Origin of the sequence: Cuneatibacter caecimuris (genome assembly GCF_004216775.1) — a bacterium.
Classification (GTDB): Bacteria; Bacillota; Clostridia; order Lachnospirales; family Lachnospiraceae; genus Cuneatibacter; species Cuneatibacter caecimuris.
Genome location: NZ_SGXF01000003.1, coordinates 274,486 through 291,888 on the forward strand (window position 1 = coordinate 274,486; position 17,403 = coordinate 291,888).

The 17,403-nt window shown below is 50.3% G+C and carries 21 protein-coding genes; 17 read left to right on the forward strand and 4 right to left on the reverse strand.

Annotated features, from left to right (window positions below):
* Positions 1-225: 225 nt before the first annotated feature.
* The 13 genes from EV209_RS09520 to EV209_RS09575 all read left to right on the forward strand — a co-directional run bounded on the left by EV209_RS09520 (position 226) and on the right by EV209_RS09575 (position 7,540).
* A complete protein-coding gene (locus EV209_RS09520; protein ID WP_165388886.1) occupies positions 226-672 on the forward strand; it encodes a hypothetical protein in 447 nt (148 codons plus the stop codon).
* Positions 672-842 (forward strand): hypothetical protein, encoded by a 171-nt coding sequence (locus EV209_RS16350; RefSeq protein ID WP_165388887.1) that lies wholly within the window; start codon positions 672-674, stop codon positions 840-842. Before EV209_RS09520 ends, EV209_RS16350 begins: the two co-directional genes overlap by 1 nt.
* A gap of 24 nt (positions 843-866) precedes the next feature.
* Positions 867-1,580 carry a hypothetical protein gene (locus EV209_RS09525; protein ID WP_130435222.1) on the forward strand — a complete coding sequence of 238 codons (714 nt, stop codon included), beginning with the start codon at positions 867-869 and terminating at the stop codon, positions 1,578-1,580.
* Between the two features lie 62 nt (positions 1,581-1,642).
* Complete coding sequence (locus EV209_RS09530) at positions 1,643-2,128, forward strand: hypothetical protein (RefSeq protein ID WP_130435223.1); 486 nt, start codon at positions 1,643-1,645, stop codon at positions 2,126-2,128.
* Positions 2,129-2,170: 42 nt separating this feature from the next.
* On the forward strand, positions 2,171-2,416 hold the full coding sequence (locus EV209_RS09535; RefSeq protein WP_130435224.1) for a hypothetical protein: 246 nt from the start codon (positions 2,171-2,173) through the stop codon (positions 2,414-2,416).
* A gap of 28 nt (positions 2,417-2,444) precedes the next feature.
* The gene (locus tag EV209_RS09540) at positions 2,445-2,708 is read left to right on the forward strand and encodes a hypothetical protein (protein WP_130435225.1); all 264 of its coding nucleotides are present in this window, start codon (positions 2,445-2,447) and stop codon (positions 2,706-2,708) included.
* 91 nt (positions 2,709-2,799) lie between these two features.
* Positions 2,800-3,177 (forward strand): GntR family transcriptional regulator, encoded by a 378-nt coding sequence (locus EV209_RS09545; protein ID WP_130435226.1) that lies wholly within the window; start codon positions 2,800-2,802, stop codon positions 3,175-3,177.
* Entirely contained in the window at positions 3,174-4,031 is an 858-nt protein-coding gene (locus tag EV209_RS09550) for an ABC transporter ATP-binding protein (RefSeq protein WP_130435227.1), read from the forward strand. Before EV209_RS09545 ends, EV209_RS09550 begins: the two co-directional genes overlap by 4 nt.
* On the forward strand, positions 4,024-4,686 hold the full coding sequence (locus EV209_RS09555; RefSeq protein ID WP_130435228.1) for an ABC-2 transporter permease: 663 nt from the start codon (positions 4,024-4,026) through the stop codon (positions 4,684-4,686). Before EV209_RS09550 ends, EV209_RS09555 begins: the two co-directional genes overlap by 8 nt.
* A 331-nt stretch (positions 4,687-5,017) precedes the next feature.
* Positions 5,018-5,773, forward strand: coding sequence for an ABC transporter ATP-binding protein (locus EV209_RS09560; protein WP_130435229.1), 756 nt, complete (start codon positions 5,018-5,020; stop codon positions 5,771-5,773).
* A complete protein-coding gene (locus tag EV209_RS09565) occupies positions 5,770-6,486 on the forward strand; it encodes an ABC transporter permease (RefSeq protein ID WP_130435230.1) in 717 nt (238 codons plus the stop codon). Before EV209_RS09560 ends, EV209_RS09565 begins: the two co-directional genes overlap by 4 nt.
* A complete protein-coding gene (locus EV209_RS09570; RefSeq protein WP_130435231.1) occupies positions 6,483-7,259 on the forward strand; it encodes an ABC transporter permease in 777 nt (258 codons plus the stop codon). The genes EV209_RS09565 and EV209_RS09570 overlap by 4 nt, the downstream gene beginning before the upstream one ends.
* Entirely contained in the window at positions 7,256-7,540 is a 285-nt protein-coding gene (locus EV209_RS09575) for a hypothetical protein (RefSeq protein ID WP_130435232.1), read from the forward strand. The genes EV209_RS09570 and EV209_RS09575 overlap by 4 nt, the downstream gene beginning before the upstream one ends.
* On the opposite strand, the gene EV209_RS09580 is transcribed toward EV209_RS09575, so the two are convergent.
* From EV209_RS09580 to arfA, 4 genes are all read right to left on the reverse strand, one after another.
* Positions 7,537-8,676, reverse strand: coding sequence for a glycerate kinase family protein (locus EV209_RS09580; protein ID WP_130435233.1), 1,140 nt, complete (start codon positions 8,674-8,676; stop codon positions 7,537-7,539). The genes EV209_RS09575 and EV209_RS09580 overlap by 4 nt on opposite strands.
* Before the next feature lie 329 nt (positions 8,677-9,005).
* Entirely contained in the window at positions 9,006-9,317 is a 312-nt protein-coding gene (rhaM, locus tag EV209_RS16500) for an L-rhamnose mutarotase (RefSeq protein WP_207220593.1), read from the reverse strand.
* An 18-nt stretch (positions 9,318-9,335) separates the two neighbouring features.
* A complete protein-coding gene (gnpA, locus tag EV209_RS09585; RefSeq protein WP_207220594.1) occupies positions 9,336-11,495 on the reverse strand; it encodes a 1,3-beta-galactosyl-N-acetylhexosamine phosphorylase in 2,160 nt (719 codons plus the stop codon).
* A gap of 78 nt (positions 11,496-11,573) precedes the next feature.
* Complete coding sequence (gene arfA / locus EV209_RS09590; protein WP_130435234.1) at positions 11,574-13,082, reverse strand: arabinosylfuranosidase ArfA; 1,509 nt, start codon at positions 13,080-13,082, stop codon at positions 11,574-11,576.
* Positions 13,083-13,328: 246 nt separating this feature from the next.
* On the opposite strand from arfA, the gene EV209_RS09595 reads away from it, so the two are divergent.
* From EV209_RS09595 to EV209_RS09610, 4 genes are read left to right on the forward strand one after another with little or no spacing between them, the layout of a single operon-like run.
* The gene (locus EV209_RS09595) at positions 13,329-14,564 is read left to right on the forward strand and encodes an MFS transporter (RefSeq protein WP_130435235.1); all 1,236 of its coding nucleotides are present in this window, start codon (positions 13,329-13,331) and stop codon (positions 14,562-14,564) included.
* Between the two features lie 21 nt (positions 14,565-14,585).
* On the forward strand, positions 14,586-15,608 hold the full coding sequence (locus tag EV209_RS09600; RefSeq protein ID WP_130435236.1) for an ArsR/SmtB family transcription factor: 1,023 nt from the start codon (positions 14,586-14,588) through the stop codon (positions 15,606-15,608).
* 16 nt (positions 15,609-15,624) lie between these two features.
* A complete protein-coding gene (locus tag EV209_RS09605; protein WP_130435237.1) occupies positions 15,625-16,428 on the forward strand; it encodes a helix-turn-helix domain-containing protein in 804 nt (267 codons plus the stop codon).
* Positions 16,425-17,339, forward strand: coding sequence for an AEC family transporter (locus EV209_RS09610; protein ID WP_243647563.1), 915 nt, complete (start codon positions 16,425-16,427; stop codon positions 17,337-17,339). Before EV209_RS09605 ends, EV209_RS09610 begins: the two co-directional genes overlap by 4 nt.
* The last annotated feature ends 64 nt before the right edge of the window (positions 17,340-17,403 follow it).

Genomic DNA, 17,403 nt, shown 5'->3' on the forward strand with positions numbered 1-17,403 from the left:
AGGGATTCCTCTGTTGACAGAAAAGTGACTTGGAAGATCAGGCATAAAATAGTGTATTTGAAACGGATGAAAAGAAGTTTTGAGTACTGTTTTATGTCTTTTTTATGTTAAAAGCGAAACGAACGATAACAGGAGGATAGAAAAAATATGATGCCCAGTTTTAAAGTAATATTTTTTCCTTTCGTATTAGTGTGTATAATCGCTTTTTCAGTACCATCGTTTGCAATGAAAACAGGATTTATTACACAAGCAATTGATTCCCAGAGCCAGAAAGATATTATTGAATCAAGAGATTTAAAAGTGATTAATCATGTCAGCGATAATAGTCAAATTGTCTGTTTTAGCGTCAATCCCCAGGGAAGTATCGCGATTGGGTTGGAGAATGGTTCAGACAGAAAAGAAATTGCAGTTTATAATCTGGAGGGAGCATTCCAGTATGGCTATTCATTTGCTATTTATGGAACCTATGCTCTGGAGTGGGATGGCGACAGAATCATTCTTGCCAATTGCCGGGGAGATTCTGCAGAAATGTATGATAGAAACGGGCTGTGCCTGGAGGCAGGAGAAATTGAATTAAATGCGGAAAATAATCTATATTGGAAAAAACTTTTTGAAAGGACGGAGATGAGGTGCGGCGGGTACACTGTCAAATTTGATAAAAATCTCAGATAATGGGTCATTACACAAGATTAATTGCAATATCAGAGGATGGTACGGAAAAAGTGATATTTGATGCGGGAAAGTTTCCAATTATTCGAAATACAATTTTTAGTGGAATACTCATACTGGTTGGAATCACAATAGCTATTGTAAGTGTCAGACATTATAAAAAACAAAAATAGTAAGGTTAACAGGAGGAAGCTGCGGTGAAAGAGAATAACGAAGCTTTTATTAGAAGAGGAGTCAGACAGTTCATATTTGGATGCATATTATCAGTGAGTGCATTCTTGTTTATAATATTTGGCGCAATAACAGGAGATTTGGACTTGGTATGGACGGATTATGTGGCACTTGCCGGATTCCTGAGCTTTCTTGTGGTTGGTCTGATATTCATGATAAAGAGCTATCCTGCCGTTATGCTGCATGAGGAAGAAAAATTGAACGATAAATATGAAAAGATGCAATTATGTGAACTATTTTGCATGCAAAAAGAGGAAGTACAGGCAAAACTGCAATCAAATGAATGTACTTTTGAAGAGGGATACTATAAAATAAAGAAGTTTTCTTTTCTGAAAGACTCTGTTACATATTATTTCCGTATGGCGGACAGCAATGACCTTGAAAGCACGATTGAGGGGGAGTTAGAGAAGTTCGACCGAATAGAGAAGAAGCAGAGGAATAACTGCCTGATCTTACTGCTTTATTTGGATCAGATAAGTATGGATGAAAAAGAAAAGATTAAAGAATTTGGAAAAGTGGGTATTATAAATGAAAATATTATTGATCCCAACTTAAGTATTGCCGCGATGCTTGTGGCGATAGATAATGCGGACAATAAAGGATATTTTTTACCTGTACGCGGAAATATTGTTTCCTTATATGCTCATTGCTGCAGGATCGTGAAACGAATATTCGCTTAAATGTTGATTCGTAGTGGGTTGCCCTAACGAGGAAGAGACAAACATTCCCGGAAAGGAGAAAAATGTTCGGTGCAATCTTATTAGAAGAAGGAATGGACTTTTTTACAGACATGTTTCAAGTGGTTCAATCTTTAAAGGGAAGACAATTAGAGTACAATTGGCTGATTACAGATATTGAAACGAATGCTATAAATGAAAAAATTCCAGAGCTGCAGAATGATTTCTGCTGGATGTCCGGGAATGAATTAACAAAGTTTATAACCCAGTACTCGTCAATGCAATGGATGTGGGGAGTATTTACAGGGTTTAAGCCTGAAGTATCATATTCTGAGATTATGAAATATCCGCTGCCTTATGCCAATGAAAATCCAGACCTTTGGAAAACCCCATTAACTTTGCAAAACCCGTTGGCGACGTTGGAGATTGTCTGCTGGGACAGCAGCCTCGTTCTCATTGTGAGCAAGAAAAAGGAAATTGTATTGGATTTTATGGAAAAGTTTCCCGGAAGCCGGGACTTATTTTTATATAACGAAGATATAAAAGTATGACCATTCTTAAATTTACATGCCGTAAAGGGGGCCGTAAATACCATGAAAGACGAGTGGAGATTAGTAAATCAAATGAAGTATATGAAGGGCGTGGATTTGCTTCTGAGCGACTATGTTCCCACCCCGGGCAACGACCATGACCATTGTGAATTCTGCTGGGAAACATTCAGCGTGTATGACGGCGATTTACATAAGGGATACTGTACTCTGGACAGGTACAAATGGATATGTGAAGATTGCTATGAGGATTTTAAGGAAACGTTTGAATGGAAACTGACTGAAGCTTGATCCGGAAGATGACCAGACCCTTGACAATATGTTAACGGTTATGGCGCTGGACAATGAATCAGAAATTGTTCTGGATGATATCGTCAGCTATGCCAGCAACGAGCTTGTACATAGAATCATTGAAAGAGGCGTCAGCCATATGCAGCATGAGGCGCGTTGGCAGATTGCGGAGATCCTGCTGCGGCGGAAGCCGGAAAATGCTCTGGCGGTGCTGGATGCTTTGGCGCTGGATGAAGACAGTTATGTGAGACAGAGGGCCCAGAACGCCATAGACTGGTTTTCTGAAAGCTGAACCCCCAATGTTCTTGACAAAAGGAAAAGGTCACGTTATACTGTATATACTATATATGTACAGAATGATATTATGGCAATGGGAGGAAAAAATGAGAATTGTTCTTTCATATCAATCCGGTGTACCGATTTATGAGCAGATAAAGGATCAGATAAAGGCTTCAATTTTATCCGGAGAGCTGTGTGAAGACGATCCCCTCCCATCCCTGCGGCAGCTGGCCCGGGATCTGAAAGTCAGTCTGATCACCACCACCCGGGCCTATGGGGATTTAGAATTAGAAGGTTTTGTTCATACCATGCCGGGGAAGGGAGTTTATGTAAAAAAAGTAAACACTGGTTTTATCAGAGAACAGCATATCAAAGAAGTAAACGCTTCATTAAAAAATGCTGTGCGGCATGGGAAACTGGCTGGTTTATCTATGGAGGCAATACATGAACTGCTGGATTCAGCAGAGGAGGACGGCGAATGAACAATGCAGCGGAAGTCAGAAATTTAACCAAGAGATTCCCAAAGTTCCATTTAGATAATATCAGTTTTTCCGTGCCAAGCGGGTTTGTCAGCGGTTTCATCGGGGAGAACGGAGCGGGTAAAACTACTACGCTGAAATTGATGCTGGGCATGGCGCTAAAAGACGGGGGGGATCTCCGGCTGTTTGGGAAACCGGCTGAGGAAGTGGCTCTGAAAGAAGAGATCGGCGTACTTTTCGAACAGCCCTATTACCAGGAGGACTGGACGCCGCTGGATGTGGAGAAGGCTGTGGGGCCTTTTTATTCCCAATGGGACACTCATGTTTTTCACCAGTATTTGCACAGATTTTCTCTTGACCCAAAGCAGAAGTTCAAGACAATGTCCCGGGGGATGAAGACAAAGCTGGGCATGGCGGTCACGTTGTCCCACAACGCGAAGCTTTTGCTTCTGGACGAACCCACCTCCGGCCTGGACCCGGCGGGGCGCGATGAGATGCTGGATATTTTTCGTGATTATATGGTACAGGAGGGCAGAAGCATTTTTTTCTCCACCCATATTACCGGGGATCTGGAAAAAATTGCGGACTATATCACTTATATCTGCCGGGGCAGGATTCTGTACAGCGGCCCGAAGGAGGAATTGCTGGAGAAGTACTGCCTGATCCGGGGAGGAAAAGAGGAGCTGCCGGTGCAGAAACAGAACAGGATTCTGGGGCTGCGGGAACATCCGGAAGGCTTTGAAGGGCTGATAGAAACGGAAGAACTCGGCGGTTTCCCTCAGGGCGTTATTGCGGAACCGGTTACACTGGAGGATATTATGGTTTACATGAATAGAAAGGAAGGAAGAAATGATTAGGCAGATCGAGATGGACTGGCGGGCAATGAAATGCTATCAGGTTAGGATTTTTTTGCTGCCTGTATTCGCCGCCGCAATAGGGATGTATAATCCGCTGCTGGTGATTCCCACCAGTGCGGTGATGTTTCTGTTCTTTTCCATCAATGTATTTGCAGTGGAGGAAAAGGGAGATTTGAACAGGCTGTATCTGACGCTTCCGATTCCAAGAAGCTCTATTGTGATGGGAAGATTCATTTTTTCCACAGCGATGGGGCTGGCTGGAATTTTGACCGGCATCCCTGTCATGCTGCTGATCACCCCCTATGCGGCTTCCCAGTATTACGGCCCGACGGCCTGGTATTTCTCAATTGTAGCGGTGAGTTTGCTGCTGATCGCTTTTTTAAATCTTGCCATGTTTCCCATACTGTTCAAACTGGGATACAGCAAAGGGAAATTCTGGGGTTTTATACTGCCTCTGGTATTTATTTCTCTTTTATATGGAGGATACGCGGTAGTTTCAAACCTTCCGGGGAATGAATTGCTGTCTTTTAACCTGATGGAATATGCTTATAAAAATTTGCTGGCTGTCAGCGGAGGATTTATTTTGCTGTCGGCAGTTCTCCTATTTACTTCTTATAAAATATCAAAAAAATCGTATTCCAGTCGGGATTTCTGAACACAGGGATTTTGGAAGCAAAAAGTGAAAAACATTGAAGCCTTGGCGGAAAATACATTTTTCAGTATTTTTTGCCGGGCTTTTTTTATTGCATAGGAAACTGCATTCTCTATGCAACAAAACCCTCCGGGGGATCGCACTGCGGCGTAAGGAATCACGTCGCTAAAGCGACACGCCGCAGGCGGAGAATCCCGCGAGCGGGACTCTTTTTCATTGCATAGGACAACCATATGCGCCGCCGGCTGAATGTAAGGTAAATGTAAGGGAGGGGAAAGGCTGGCGCAAGGTTGGGCTGGTAAGATACTGGCATGGGGAGAAAGGAGAGAGACACATGAATATGATAGAAACGGACCATCTGACCAAACGATATGGAGATTTCACTGCGGTTTCAGAGCTGAATCTGCACATTCCCCAGGGAACAGTATACGGGTTCCTGGGCCCTAACGGGGCGGGAAAATCCACTGCCATGAAAATGTTTCTGGGGCTGACCAGACCTACGGAGGGGGGATTTTATATTGACGGAAAAATATTTCCTCAGGACAGGATGGAAATATTGAAGAAAACAGGTTCTTTTATTGAGGCCCCGGCATTTTATGGAAACCTCACGGGAGAGGAAAACCTGGATATTGTCAGGCGGCTGCTGGGGCTGCCCCGGGAAAGTGTGGAGGAAGCCCTGGAAATGGTGGGTCTGGCAGAGTACAAAAAGCGGCTGGCAAAAAAATATTCTCTGGGTATGAAACAGCGGCTGGGTCTGGCTTCCGCGCTGATTGGCAGACCGCCTATCCTGATTTTGGACGAACCCACAAACGGGCTGGACCCGGTGGGCATCCATGAGATCAGGACTATGATACGGGAACTGCCCAGCCGATATAACTGCACAGTGCTGGTTTCTTCCCACCTGCTTTCAGAAATAGAGCTGATGGCCGACCTTGTTGGCATTTTGAACCGGGGGAAGCTATTATTTGAGGGGACGCTGACGGATCTCAGGGACAGGGCCAGATTTGAAGGGCTTCCCACAGACAATCTGGAGGAGACCTTTCTTGCGCTGATCCAGGAAGATAACCTGAAAAGGGGGATGAGGCAATGAGTCTGGTCTGTGAATATAAAAAGTGCAGGCGCAGCGGTCTGTTCCCGGTTTTTCTGGCCGGCGGCCTGCTGGCGGCAGCTGTTCCCGCCATGAATATGTTTTTCCGGTCTGAATTATATTTACACAGGCCGCAGACCCCGCTCACCATTCTGCTGGAAGCGAACTGGCAGATGATGGGCATGCTGAATTTGTTTCTGGTTCTGGCAGGAGCTTCTGTACTGTACCACATGGAATTCGCGGACAGAGCTTTCCTCAGAATGGAAACGCTTCCTCAAAGCATGTTCGGGATGTTTATCAGGAAATATCTGGTGCTGGTTTCAGTAATTCTGATGGCCTTTGCACTGGAGGCGGCTTCTCTGGCCGGGGTCAGCATCTGCTGGTTCGGCATGACAGAAGGGATGTGGAATGAACTGGGAAGGCAGATGGGCTGTCTGCTGGTCAAAATGCTGCCGGCCCTGGCCCTGATGCTGGCAGTTTCTTCAGCCAGTGAAAATCTGTGGATTACTTTAGGTGTTGGAGTGACAGGGATTTTTGCCGCCCTGATTCTTTCAGGAGCCGGAAGGCAGAACCATATTCTGCAGTTATTTCCCTTTTTGCTGCCATTGGAAACGGCATGGACAGACGGCAGGCTCCTGCTTGCGGCTGGGGCAGAAACTGCGGCTATCCTTGCGGCTGGGCAAGGGTATCTGTGCATAAGGAGGAGGTTTCGATGAGCTGGTTTTCTCTGATTGGGATAGAAATGAAAAAACTGCGCCGGTCACATATTTTCTGGCTACTGCTGGCGCCGCTGCTTGTGCTGTGGATTCCCATGGTGATCAATTCAGGCATGAATTTTAATATGCAGGCGGAGGGGATTTCGCCGGAACACAACTTTCTGGTGCAGAGTCTGATGGGGCTGGCCTGGTTCATGTTTCCCGCCAGCCTGGTGGTGGAAACCGTGCTCTTGAACCAGACGGAGCGCGGAGGGAGGGGAATGCTGAAAATGCTGACGCTGCCGGTAAACCCGGCGAAGCTGTGCATGGCAAAATTTATTGTGCTTCTCATCCTGTCCGGCCTGCAGATGCTCCTGATGGGAGCGCTGTATTTTCCCTGCGCCGCCGTCGCCTCGGGCATGCAGGATTACCAGTTCATGCTGCCGCCTCTTCTGGTGTGGAAGGAGGTCGGGTTTTTGTATCTGGCCTCCATTCCCATGGCAGCCTGTTACTGGCTGCTGGCTGTATGCGTCAGGACACCGGTTTTTGCGGCAGGCGCAGGGCTGGCGCTGATCGTGCCGTCTGTGCTGATGATCAATACAAAGGTATGGTATCTCTATCCAATGTGCTATCCTTTTTATCTTGCAGCAGGAGAACTGAACAGGTACGCTGCTGCTATGGAATATACGCCCGCCGCTTTGCTGCCCTGGATTCCCGTGGCGGCAGCGGTTACGGCAATGAGTTTATTTATGGCCTGCCTGTTTTTCGGGCGGGCGGAGAGGAGAGCTTTATGAAAGAAAGAATCTGTACAGCTGTCAGCACGGTGCTGCTGGCCGCGCCCTGGTCCATTTTTATTCTCCGCCAAAAGACCTGGGCGCTGGAATCCCCCGGGGCGGAAATTGTGATCGGCTGTTACGCGGCCCTGATGGTTCTGGGCTGCCTGTTCACCTTACTGGCTTATGCTGCCGGAAAGGTGCAGAACAGCTGGATGAAACTCTGCCTGGTCATACATATTGTGTATGCTGTCGTAGGCGCGGCAGCGGCAGTGATGATGGCAGCGGGAAAAATATTCTAAAATCCTTTACAGGCGTTTACCAGACGGAACACCTGCTCCGCAGTATCCCGGAGGTTCCGGCCCGCGGCTTCTTTTACCATGGCTTCTTCCAGGGTGGAAGGCCTGCGCAGAATAGGAAAGTAAGCGTCTATTCCGGCCTGATTGCAGGCCCTGGCGTCTTCTGTAACGCAGCCGGAAAATGCCAGGACAGTTTTTCCGTACTTTTTGGCCAGGCAGGCAACTGCCGCAGGCGCTTTGCCCATGACGGTCTGACTGTCCAGGCGGCCTTCTCCGGTTACCACAATATCTGCTCCCTGAATATATTCTTCCAGCCCGGTCTCATCCAGCACAATGTCGGCTCCCGGTTCCAGCACCGCGTTGGTAAAAGCCTGAAACGCGAACCCAAGGCCTCCTGCCGCGCCTGCTCCTGGAAAATTGGGATCAGCTTGCGGACAGAGAGCAGCATAGCGGGACAGCCATTCATCCATTTGGCGGATCATGGCAGCGTCCGCCCCTTTTTGCGGGCCGTAGACTGCGCTGCAGCCCCGAGGCCCGCAGAGAGGATTTGAAACATCACAGGCGATCCGGAAAGAACACATCTTTAAAAGCGGATTGACGCCGGCGTCTGTGATGGAGACCAACTGTTCCAGGCCTTTTGCCCCGGGAGAGACAGGGTTTCCTTCCCGGTCCAGAAGGCCGAAGCCCAAGGCCTGGAGCATACCGGTTCCGCCGTCATTGGTAGCGCTGCCGCCGATGCCCAGGAGAAATTTCCTGCAGCCTTTTTCTATAGCGTCCAATATCACCTCACCCACGCCGTAAGTGGTGGTATGAAGCGGGTTCCGTTCTTCCGGAGATACTAACGTGATCCCGGCGGCTCCGGACATTTCGATCACAGCCAGCTTTTCTGACCCCCTCTCCACAAGGCCATAAGTACAAGTTACAGGCCTGCCCAGAGGCCCGGTAACACGGACAGTTTCCAGAACCCCGTCCATCCCCAGGGTCAGCGCCTCTACCGTGCCCTCCCCCCCGTCAGCCAGCGGGCGTACGGCCACAGCAGCTTCAGGCCAGGCCAGCAGCACCCCGTCTTTAATCTTTTCTCCCGTCTCCAGCGAAGTCAGGCTCCCCTTAAACGAATCAATGGCAATCACAACATTCACAGCCAGATACCTCCTTACCAAATTTTACTTATGTCCAATATAACATTAAGGCGGAAAGCGCACAAGCCTTAATCACCAGAAACCCACAGCAGCCAGACCGCCTGGATTCCCCAGATATTCCCGGCTGCTCCTCCCGGCCAGAAAAAAGCCCAGGCAGGGAGACGGCAGAACAAACGGAGGAGGATATAGCCGTCAGGCATCGATCCTCCGGAGTTTCTTCTGCCGCCTCCCCGCGACTTATTTGCCGCCTCCCCGCGACTTATTTGCCGCCTCCCCCGCCCCTCCGCAAAGAAAAAAGGAGCTGCAAAGCAGCTCCACACCACGCCCAATCAGTCCAAATGAAACACAGTCTGCAGATCAACACTTACAGGGCTGTTGTCCGGATTCGTCTCCATAATATCCGCCATAAAATCCCACCACTTGCGGTTGATGGCAGTATCCGCGCCTTTCGCCCACAGCTCTTCATCCTCGATCTCGATATACCCGAACAAGGTCAGTGTTTCCCGGTCCAGAAAAATAGTGTAATTCTTCCCGCCATGTTCATGGATCATATCTTTCATTTCCGGCCACAGAAGATTGTGGCGCCTTTCATATTCCGCTTCCTGTCCGGGAAACAGTTTCATTTTAAATCCTTTGATCATCTCATCATCCTCCTTATATTATGGAATCACATCTACCGCTTCGGAATCGTAAGCTTCCAGAGTCAGCGTGACGGGTTCGGTTTCCGTGTATACCGTAACAGTCTGGGTTTCTCCGGAGTTATTCATCACAACCAGCTTGCCGCTGGCCGGATAATAAGCACATTCAGCCTGAGGGATGTCAGTGAGCCAGGTGCGGTCCAGCGGTTCTCCGCCTGCCATCAGAATCAGGTTCAGCAGCATTCTGGTATTTTCCAGGGTGACAGAGAAATGGGAGAGGTAGATCCCCATTCCCTGGCCGAATTTGTTGACTGTCAGCGCGGGAAGGCCATTTCTTTCGGCGAGAACTTTGGCTTTGCCGTCCGTAAGGTACAGCCCGGGGCGGCCTTCGATGGAATATCCGTCGGGCAGCAGCCCTGGGATGGTTTCCAGTTCATAAGCCCATCTCCCGTGACACACCCGGTCCCCGGTATCTTCATCAATGCCCAGCACATGCGCCATGCGGAAAAAGGTATCATATCCGGGAGTGGCGGAAGGCTCGTCGACGCCGATAAACGCGCCGCCTTCGGCTACAAAGCGGGTCAGTTCGCTGACCACTTCCGGATCTTCCCAGGCGTCGCCGCCGCTCCAGGCGGAACCCGCAAACCCAGCGTTGATGACCACATCTACATGGTCCAGAGCTCCGGCCAGCACATCCTTGAAATTCAGGAAGCATACATCTACCGGAAGGCCTGAAAGCGCTTCATTAATGTGGATCAGATCGTGCATGTAAGTTTCATGAAAATGACCGGAAAGGGACCAGGAACGGAGGCTTCCCCAGGTATGAAGCACTGCCACCCGGGTCTGAAAGGCCAGGGGTCTGCCTGCTTTATGATAATCGCAGATATCCCGGAACTGATCCGTTACTTTTTCTATGTAGTCGCAGAAATCCGGAAAACCTTCTACCAGGTGGAGATAGCCGCCCAGCCCGATGCGGTCCACCGGCTCGCGCAGCAGTGCCCGCCGCACGCTGTTCCAGTATTTTTTTGCCTCCAGGGTAGGATTCCCGCCTTCCATAAAAGTAGGCGCTCCGCCCAGGCCTACCGGGAACAGGTAAGGATGCAGGCGCAGTTCGTGGGTGGGCACGTCCACCCCGGAACACAGCCGGGCTTCATAGCCGGAGAATACGCATTTAATCAGGCCGTCAAATTCAAATTTGTGGAAATTGCGTCCGTAGGGCTCCACGCCGATCCAGCTGTCGTCATAGAACACGTAGGCTTTTTTGCCGTAGTCGTGCACCAGCTTGATCAGTTTTTTACCGAAGCGGATGACAAAATCATTGACAAACTGCATCCAGTCCAGTTTTCTGGAATTGGCCGGCATGTGGGTGACATGAAGCTTGCCCTGGTTGACGAAGTCCTCCGCATTTAACCGGTAGCCGTACTGGCGGGCAAAACGGTCCAGCGCCAGGGGGCTGACGGTGAAGTCATAGGATGCCCAGTCAGAATACAGATAGGGGTTTCTGGCATCGCTTCCCCAGATCCAGACAAAGTTATAGAACATAGAAGTAAAGCGCACTACAGTGGTATCCGGATGGTTTTCGCACCAGTCCCGCATCCAGTCCAGCAGAAATTCCTGGGTTTCCTGGTAGATGGGGTCAATCTGCATCAGGTGTTCCTTGTCCCAGTTGTTCGTGGTGTGATTGTACATGGAAATTTCTTCCCAGATACGATAGGCCAGGAAGCTCACAGTATACTTATGCCAGGGAATGGCTTCTGTGATCGTGACGGTTCCGGTTTCCTCATCATAAAACCATTTCTTGCGGCGGACTACCTCGTTGGTGGTGCGGTCATACACCTGCCAGTAGCGCATGGCCGGGTCGCTGGCATTGATGCGGAACTGCTGCTGGAAAAAGTCCTTCATCAGGGAAATAATCAGGATGTTCCGTTCCGCTGTAACAGGCCGGGTGCAGAGGAAGGTCTGCTGCAGCTTGTCCGGATTCTGTCTCGCCCATTCGTTATGGTCGCGGATCATACAGATGGTGGAATAGATCCCATAGCCTGTTCCCAGGATCTCGTCTGAAAGAACGGTCCCGTCGCTGTCCCGGATCACATCTGCGCCCCATTTTTCCGCCATTTCCAATGTTAATTTTTCATACCCCGCCTCGCCGGGCAGAGTGAAACCACCATTTTTCTTTGACATACATATCCTCCTGAAATATTGAGGGAACCCCCTCTGAATCTGTAGGTAAGTTTACCACAGACCGGAGGGGGTGACAAGTTAATTTCTATTTTTTTCCAGCCTCAGAACATTCCAGGAATGCTTGCCCAGCACAGCGGTGAGGCGCCCGCCCTCCACTTTGGAAATGCCTCCGGAGCAGGGCTTTACTTCATCCGGATTCTGCTCGGTATTGACCGCTTTCATGTCCGGGTGAGTCATATAGAGATGTTCTGTGACGCGGTAGTCTGCAAACTGCCGCAGATCACAGGTGATTTCCATATCCTCTTCCAGGTCCTTGTTTACTGCAAACACGGTGAGCGCTTCATTTTCTTCATCCATGACCAGGACTGCGTCCAGATAAGGCGCGTCCCCGAAATTCCCGCTGTCGTATACCGGAGATTTCACCAGCGTGTTCAGGACGGTTCCCTGTCCCAGGGTGCTGGCGTGCATGAAGGGGTAGAAAATGGTCTGACGCCATGCGCCGGTATCGGAAGTCATGATAGGAGCGATGACATTTACCAGCTGGGCCAGGCAGGCTACTTTAACTCGGTCGGCATGGCGCAGCAGTGTGATCAGCAGGCTGCCCACCAGCAGAGCGTCCTCAAAATTATAGATATCCTCCAGCTGATGGGGGGCCTGCACCCATTTCTCCAGCTTTTTATCAGCTTCATTGGAATGATACCACACGTTCCATTCGTCAAAGGACAGATTGATCTGTTTCTTTCCACGTTTTTTTGCCTTCACATAGTCGCAGATGGACACCACAGAGGAGATGAACTGGTCCATACCCACGCTGTTGGCCAGGAAGTCCGGGGTGTTGTCCGCCGCGTTTCCATAGTACTGATGGAGGGACAGATAGTCCACCTGTTCATAGCAGTGATCCAGAACAGTAGCTTCCCAGGAAGCAAAGGTGGGCATATCCAAATTGGAGCTGCCGCAGGCCACCAGTTGGATGGAAGGGTCCATCATTCTCATGATCCGTCCGGCCTCTTCTGCGGCGCGGCCATATTCCTCCGCGGTTTTGTGGCCCATCTGCCAGGGGCCGTCCATTTCGTTGCCCAGGCACCACAGCCTGATGTTGTGGGGTTCTTCATAACCATGCTTCCTTCTCAGGTCGCTGTAGTAGGAGCCTCCCTTTAAATTGCAGTATTCCAGGACATTGCGGGCGTCGTCCGTGCCTCTGGTGCCCAGGTTCACTGCCATCATCACTTCTGTATTGGCTTTTTTTGCCCAGTCCGCGAATTCATTGAGGCCGAACTGATTGCTTTCAATAACGCTCCAGGCCAGATCTACTTTGGCAGGCCGCTGGTCTTTGGGGCCTACGCCGTCTTCCCAGTGGTAGCCGGAAACAAAATTCCCCCCGGGATAGCGCACGATGGGAACCTGCAGTTCTCTGACCAGAGCCAGGGTATCCTTTCTCAGGCCCTGTTCATCGGCAAAAGGGCAGTCCGGCTGATAGATGCCTTCATAGACCGCCCGCCCCAGATGTTCGATGAATGAGCCGTATATCCTGCGGTCAATCTGTCCGGTAATAAAGTTTTTGTCAATAATCAATTCGGATTTTTTCATGAGTCCCTCCATTGCGAAAAGCCGTTGCGGCTGGTTTTCTGTTAGGTCTAATATATAGAAAATGGTGCGATAAGCCTATATTTTTTCGTCCGGCGTAATTGATGTTTTTTCCGAAGATTTCAGTAAGCGGGTTTTCTGGCTGAAGTATATTAGATATATATCTAATATATAGTTGACAAACAAGAAATACCGAGTATAATATCTAATATAATATTAGATGAATAACTAATATAATAGGAGGAAGCCATGTATAAAGAATTATGGAATTTCAAAAATTACAGAAAGCTGGCGGCGGCCAATGTATTCGGCCGGTTTGGAGACAGTGTGGACGCTCTGGTATTTACCTGGCTGACGTATGAGATCAGCAGAAGCGCCAGTTTAAGCGCAGTGGTGTTTGCCGTAAACCTGCTTCCCACGGTGCTGCTTCAGCCGCTGTTCGCGCCGTTTGTGGACCGGTTGAAAAAGAAACCTGTGATGGCGGCCTGCGACTGTGTCCGGTCTGCATTGACCGGCGTATTTCTGATTCTGTTTGCTCTGGGAAGCCTGCAGCCATGGATGATGATCGCCTTCACTGTGCTGGTGAATTCTGTGGAAGCATTCCGCGTGCCGGCAGGGGTATCCATGATCCCTCAGCTGATCGGCAGAGAGCAAAGAGAAAAAGCGGTAAGCCTGAACAGCGCGGTTTCACAGACTGCCACGATTGTGGGCTCCGCGGCCGGCGGCCTGCTTATTGCAGTTAGCCCGGGGGCGGCTCTGGCCGTGGATATGGGCGCTTTTCTGGTTTCGGGCCTGCTGATACTATGGATGCGGGTGGATGAAACCATAGTCAGGGCTCAGAAGGAGCATGGAACGGGTTATTGGCAGCAGTTCAGAGGGGGAATGTCCTATCTGGGGAAAAACAGGGTATTCCGGCTGATGGTGGCCGGAGCCCTGGTGTACAACAGTCTTGGCGCAGTGGCATCCGGCCTGCTGGCTCCTTATATTCAGGAACTGCTTCACAAAGACGCATTCTATCTGTCAGCGGTATCGGTAGCCAGCACCGTGGCTGGTCTGGCGGCGGTATATTTTTACCCGGTGATTTCCAAACATATTACCCAGCGCCGCCAGTTTGTATATCTGGGATTTGGTTCCCTTGTCCTGATCTACGGTCTGCTGCTGCTTTTCCCTCTGATGGGCGGGATTCCGCTTTTTGCAGCCTGGTGTGCCGGCTGGCTGTTTTTTGGCGCGCTAAGCGGAATTTTTGGAAACCAGATCAGTGTGAAAATGGTCACTGCGGTGGAGGAAGAATATCTGGGCCGGGCCGCTGCACTTTTTAATTCTCTGGGCTGTATGATGGCCCCGCTCACCTCTCTGGCTGTAGCCGGATTGGTGAATCTGACAGGAATGGCGCCCCTGTTGGGCGGATGTCTGGCGCTGTCACTTGCGGTGCTTCTGATATTCGCCCGCGTTCCTGATTGCAATTTGCTGGATGAACAGATATAATGGAACCCAGAGGTGAAAAACATGAGATTATTGAGGCCAAATCAATACCTGGAAGCCTGCGGGGCAATCCTGCGCGTGGTGGGAACCCGGATGGGAAACAGCGACATTGCCAGCATCCGGAAAAAATACCGGGATACCCCGGAAGTGACGGAAATGGCGGATGCCGCGGAAGAGATGGAGCGGCTTGCAAAACCGCTGGTGCCGGAAGGCCCTGTTTATGATGAAATTATTTCAGAAGAAGGCCCCTGTTTTCTTTATTTTATGATCGCATACCTGAATCCGGAGACAGGGGCCGGACCGCAGGATATGCTGAAAGAATTTCAAAAAGACAGCGGTATGACCATGGTAAAATCCCTGCTGAAAGAAGAACAGGAGGACCAGTTGGGGGAGGACAGCGTTTCCCCTGCCGCCAGGATTCTCCGCAGCAGCCTGACCGGGGAAGAGAAAAGTACGGTTCTGACCTTTTTGCTGGATGAAGCAGTTGTGCAACAGTTTGTCTCGGTGCTGGAACAGGTGGCGGAAGCGATTATGCCGGTGCTGGAAAAGTCCGCGGCGCTTTATGAATCTGCGGACAGGTTTTTCCGGGAGGAGGATGCAGGCCGGGTACTGGAAGAGCGTCTCCGCGTTTCCTGTGAGGAGTGCAGGGACTGTATCCCTTGTCTGGCCTCTTTCAATGGAGCCGCCATGTACGTGATCGAAAAGGAAGTGAGCGCGCTGTGGGTGGGGCTGCTGTTTTTTGTCATCAAAGTGTTTGATGTGGGGCCGCTGGATCTGCAGCAAACCGGAGAGCGGCTGAAGCTGCTGGGAGATCCCACGAAACTGAAGATATTGAACATCCTTTCCAAAGCCCCGTCTTATCAGACAGAACTGGCGAGACAGCTGTCACTTTCCGTCCCCACGGTGAATCATCATCTGAACGCTCTGCTGCAGAAGGGGATGGTCCAGGCTCAGGCGGATCTGGAATCCAAGCGCGTCTGGTACAGTATCCATCCCGAAACAGTGCGGAATGTGCTGGAGGAAACAAAACGGCATCTGAATCTGTAAATTCACAGGAGATAATATGTTTCAGATACATTACTGCGATTACCATGTGTCGGAGCGGGACGGGGAGCTGATCTACCGTCCCACCGGCAGCGGGGATTATCTTTTTTTATATTTTGCCACATCTATGAAGGTCTACCGGGAAGGGCAGATGGAAATCGCCCGTCCGGGGGCCTGTGTTTTATATACGCCGGGAGAGGAGCAGCATTACCAGGCGGTAAAGGGATTCCGCAATAGTTATGTTCATTTTGACGGACCGCCGGGGCTGGGGCAGAGGTATGGGATTCCGGTCAATGAGGTGTTTTATCCCTGCGGGGAACAGGAAACCGACGGAATTCTGGCCAGGATACATTCTGAATATCTGACCAGGCCGGAATTTTATGAAGAAGCGCTGGATGCGCTGATGCGGCAGCTGATGGTCTGCCTGGGCAGGGCGGTGCATTCCAGGGGGAGCGATAATCAGGAAGAAACCGATCTTTTCCGGCGGTTCCGGCAGGCCAGGTATCAGGTGCTGTCGGAGTGCGGAAAGGACTGGACTACAGAGCAGATGGCCCGTCTGGTCAGCCTGAGCCGCAGCCAGTATTATGTGTATTATGAACGCTTTTTTAACCGTTCTCCAAAGGCTGACCTGATCGACGCCAGAATTGAGAAAGCGAAAAATCTCCTGACCAATCAGGCGCTGCAGGTGCAGCAGGTGGGGGAGCTGTGCGGATTTACCAGCATCAGCCATTTTAACAGGTATTTTAAAGAACGGTGCGGCTGCCCGCCGGGAGCCTATGCGGCGGCCAAAAGACAGGAAGAAAAGGACAATAAGGGAAAATGAACGGCAGTTTGGTTAAATTGCAGGCTATGATGTTTCTGATGATGCTCATCGGCATCATTCTGCAGAAAAGAAAGATTATTACTAAAGAAGTGAGAAAGGGCATGACGGATCTGGTGATTGATGTGATCCTCCCCTGTAATATTATTCAATCCTTCCGGCTGGAATTTGACGTGTCGGTGCTGATGCAGTTTGCAGTGATTTTTGGGGTGGCGGTCTGCGTGCAGCTGGTCTGCTGGGTGTTGGGAAAAGTGCTTTACCGGGCAAAGGACCCGGGAGAAAGGGCGGTGCTGCAGTATGGGACTGTCTGTTCCAATGCCGGTTTTATGGGCAATCCCATTGCGGAAGGGGTATACGGTTCCCAGGGGCTGATGATGGCCTCCGTTTATCTGGTGCCGCAGCGGATTGTTATGTGGACCGCAGGATTATCCTGTTTTACCAGCAAATCGGAAGGCTCCGTGGTCAAGAAGATTCTGACCCATCCCTGTATTATTGCAGTTGAAATCGGACTGGCGCTTTTTCTCTTTCAGATTCCGCTGCCGGAGTTCCTGGGAGATACGGTAAAGAGCATTTCAGGCTGCAATACGGCCATGTCCATGATCCTGATCGGCTCTATTCTGGCCGAGGTGCACATCAAAGAGCTGCTGGACAAGACCGCGCTGTTTTATTCGGCGGTCCGGCTGGCGGTGATCCCGGGCCTGGCTCTTCTCGGCTGCCGCCTGTTCGGGATCGGCGGGCTGGTGGCGGGAGTCTCCGTTCTGCTGGCAGCCATGCCGGCGGGAAGCACCACGGCGATACTGGCTGCGCGCTATGACGGCGATGCGGTGTTCGCTTCCAAATGCGTTACGCTCTCTACAGTGCTTTCTCTCATAACGATTCCCGTTTGGTGCCTGGTTCTGGATGCTGTTCTGTAGTCAGGTTATAACCTTTGTATACATTATAACTTGAAGTTATTAAAAGGATTCCAAACCTGTATAC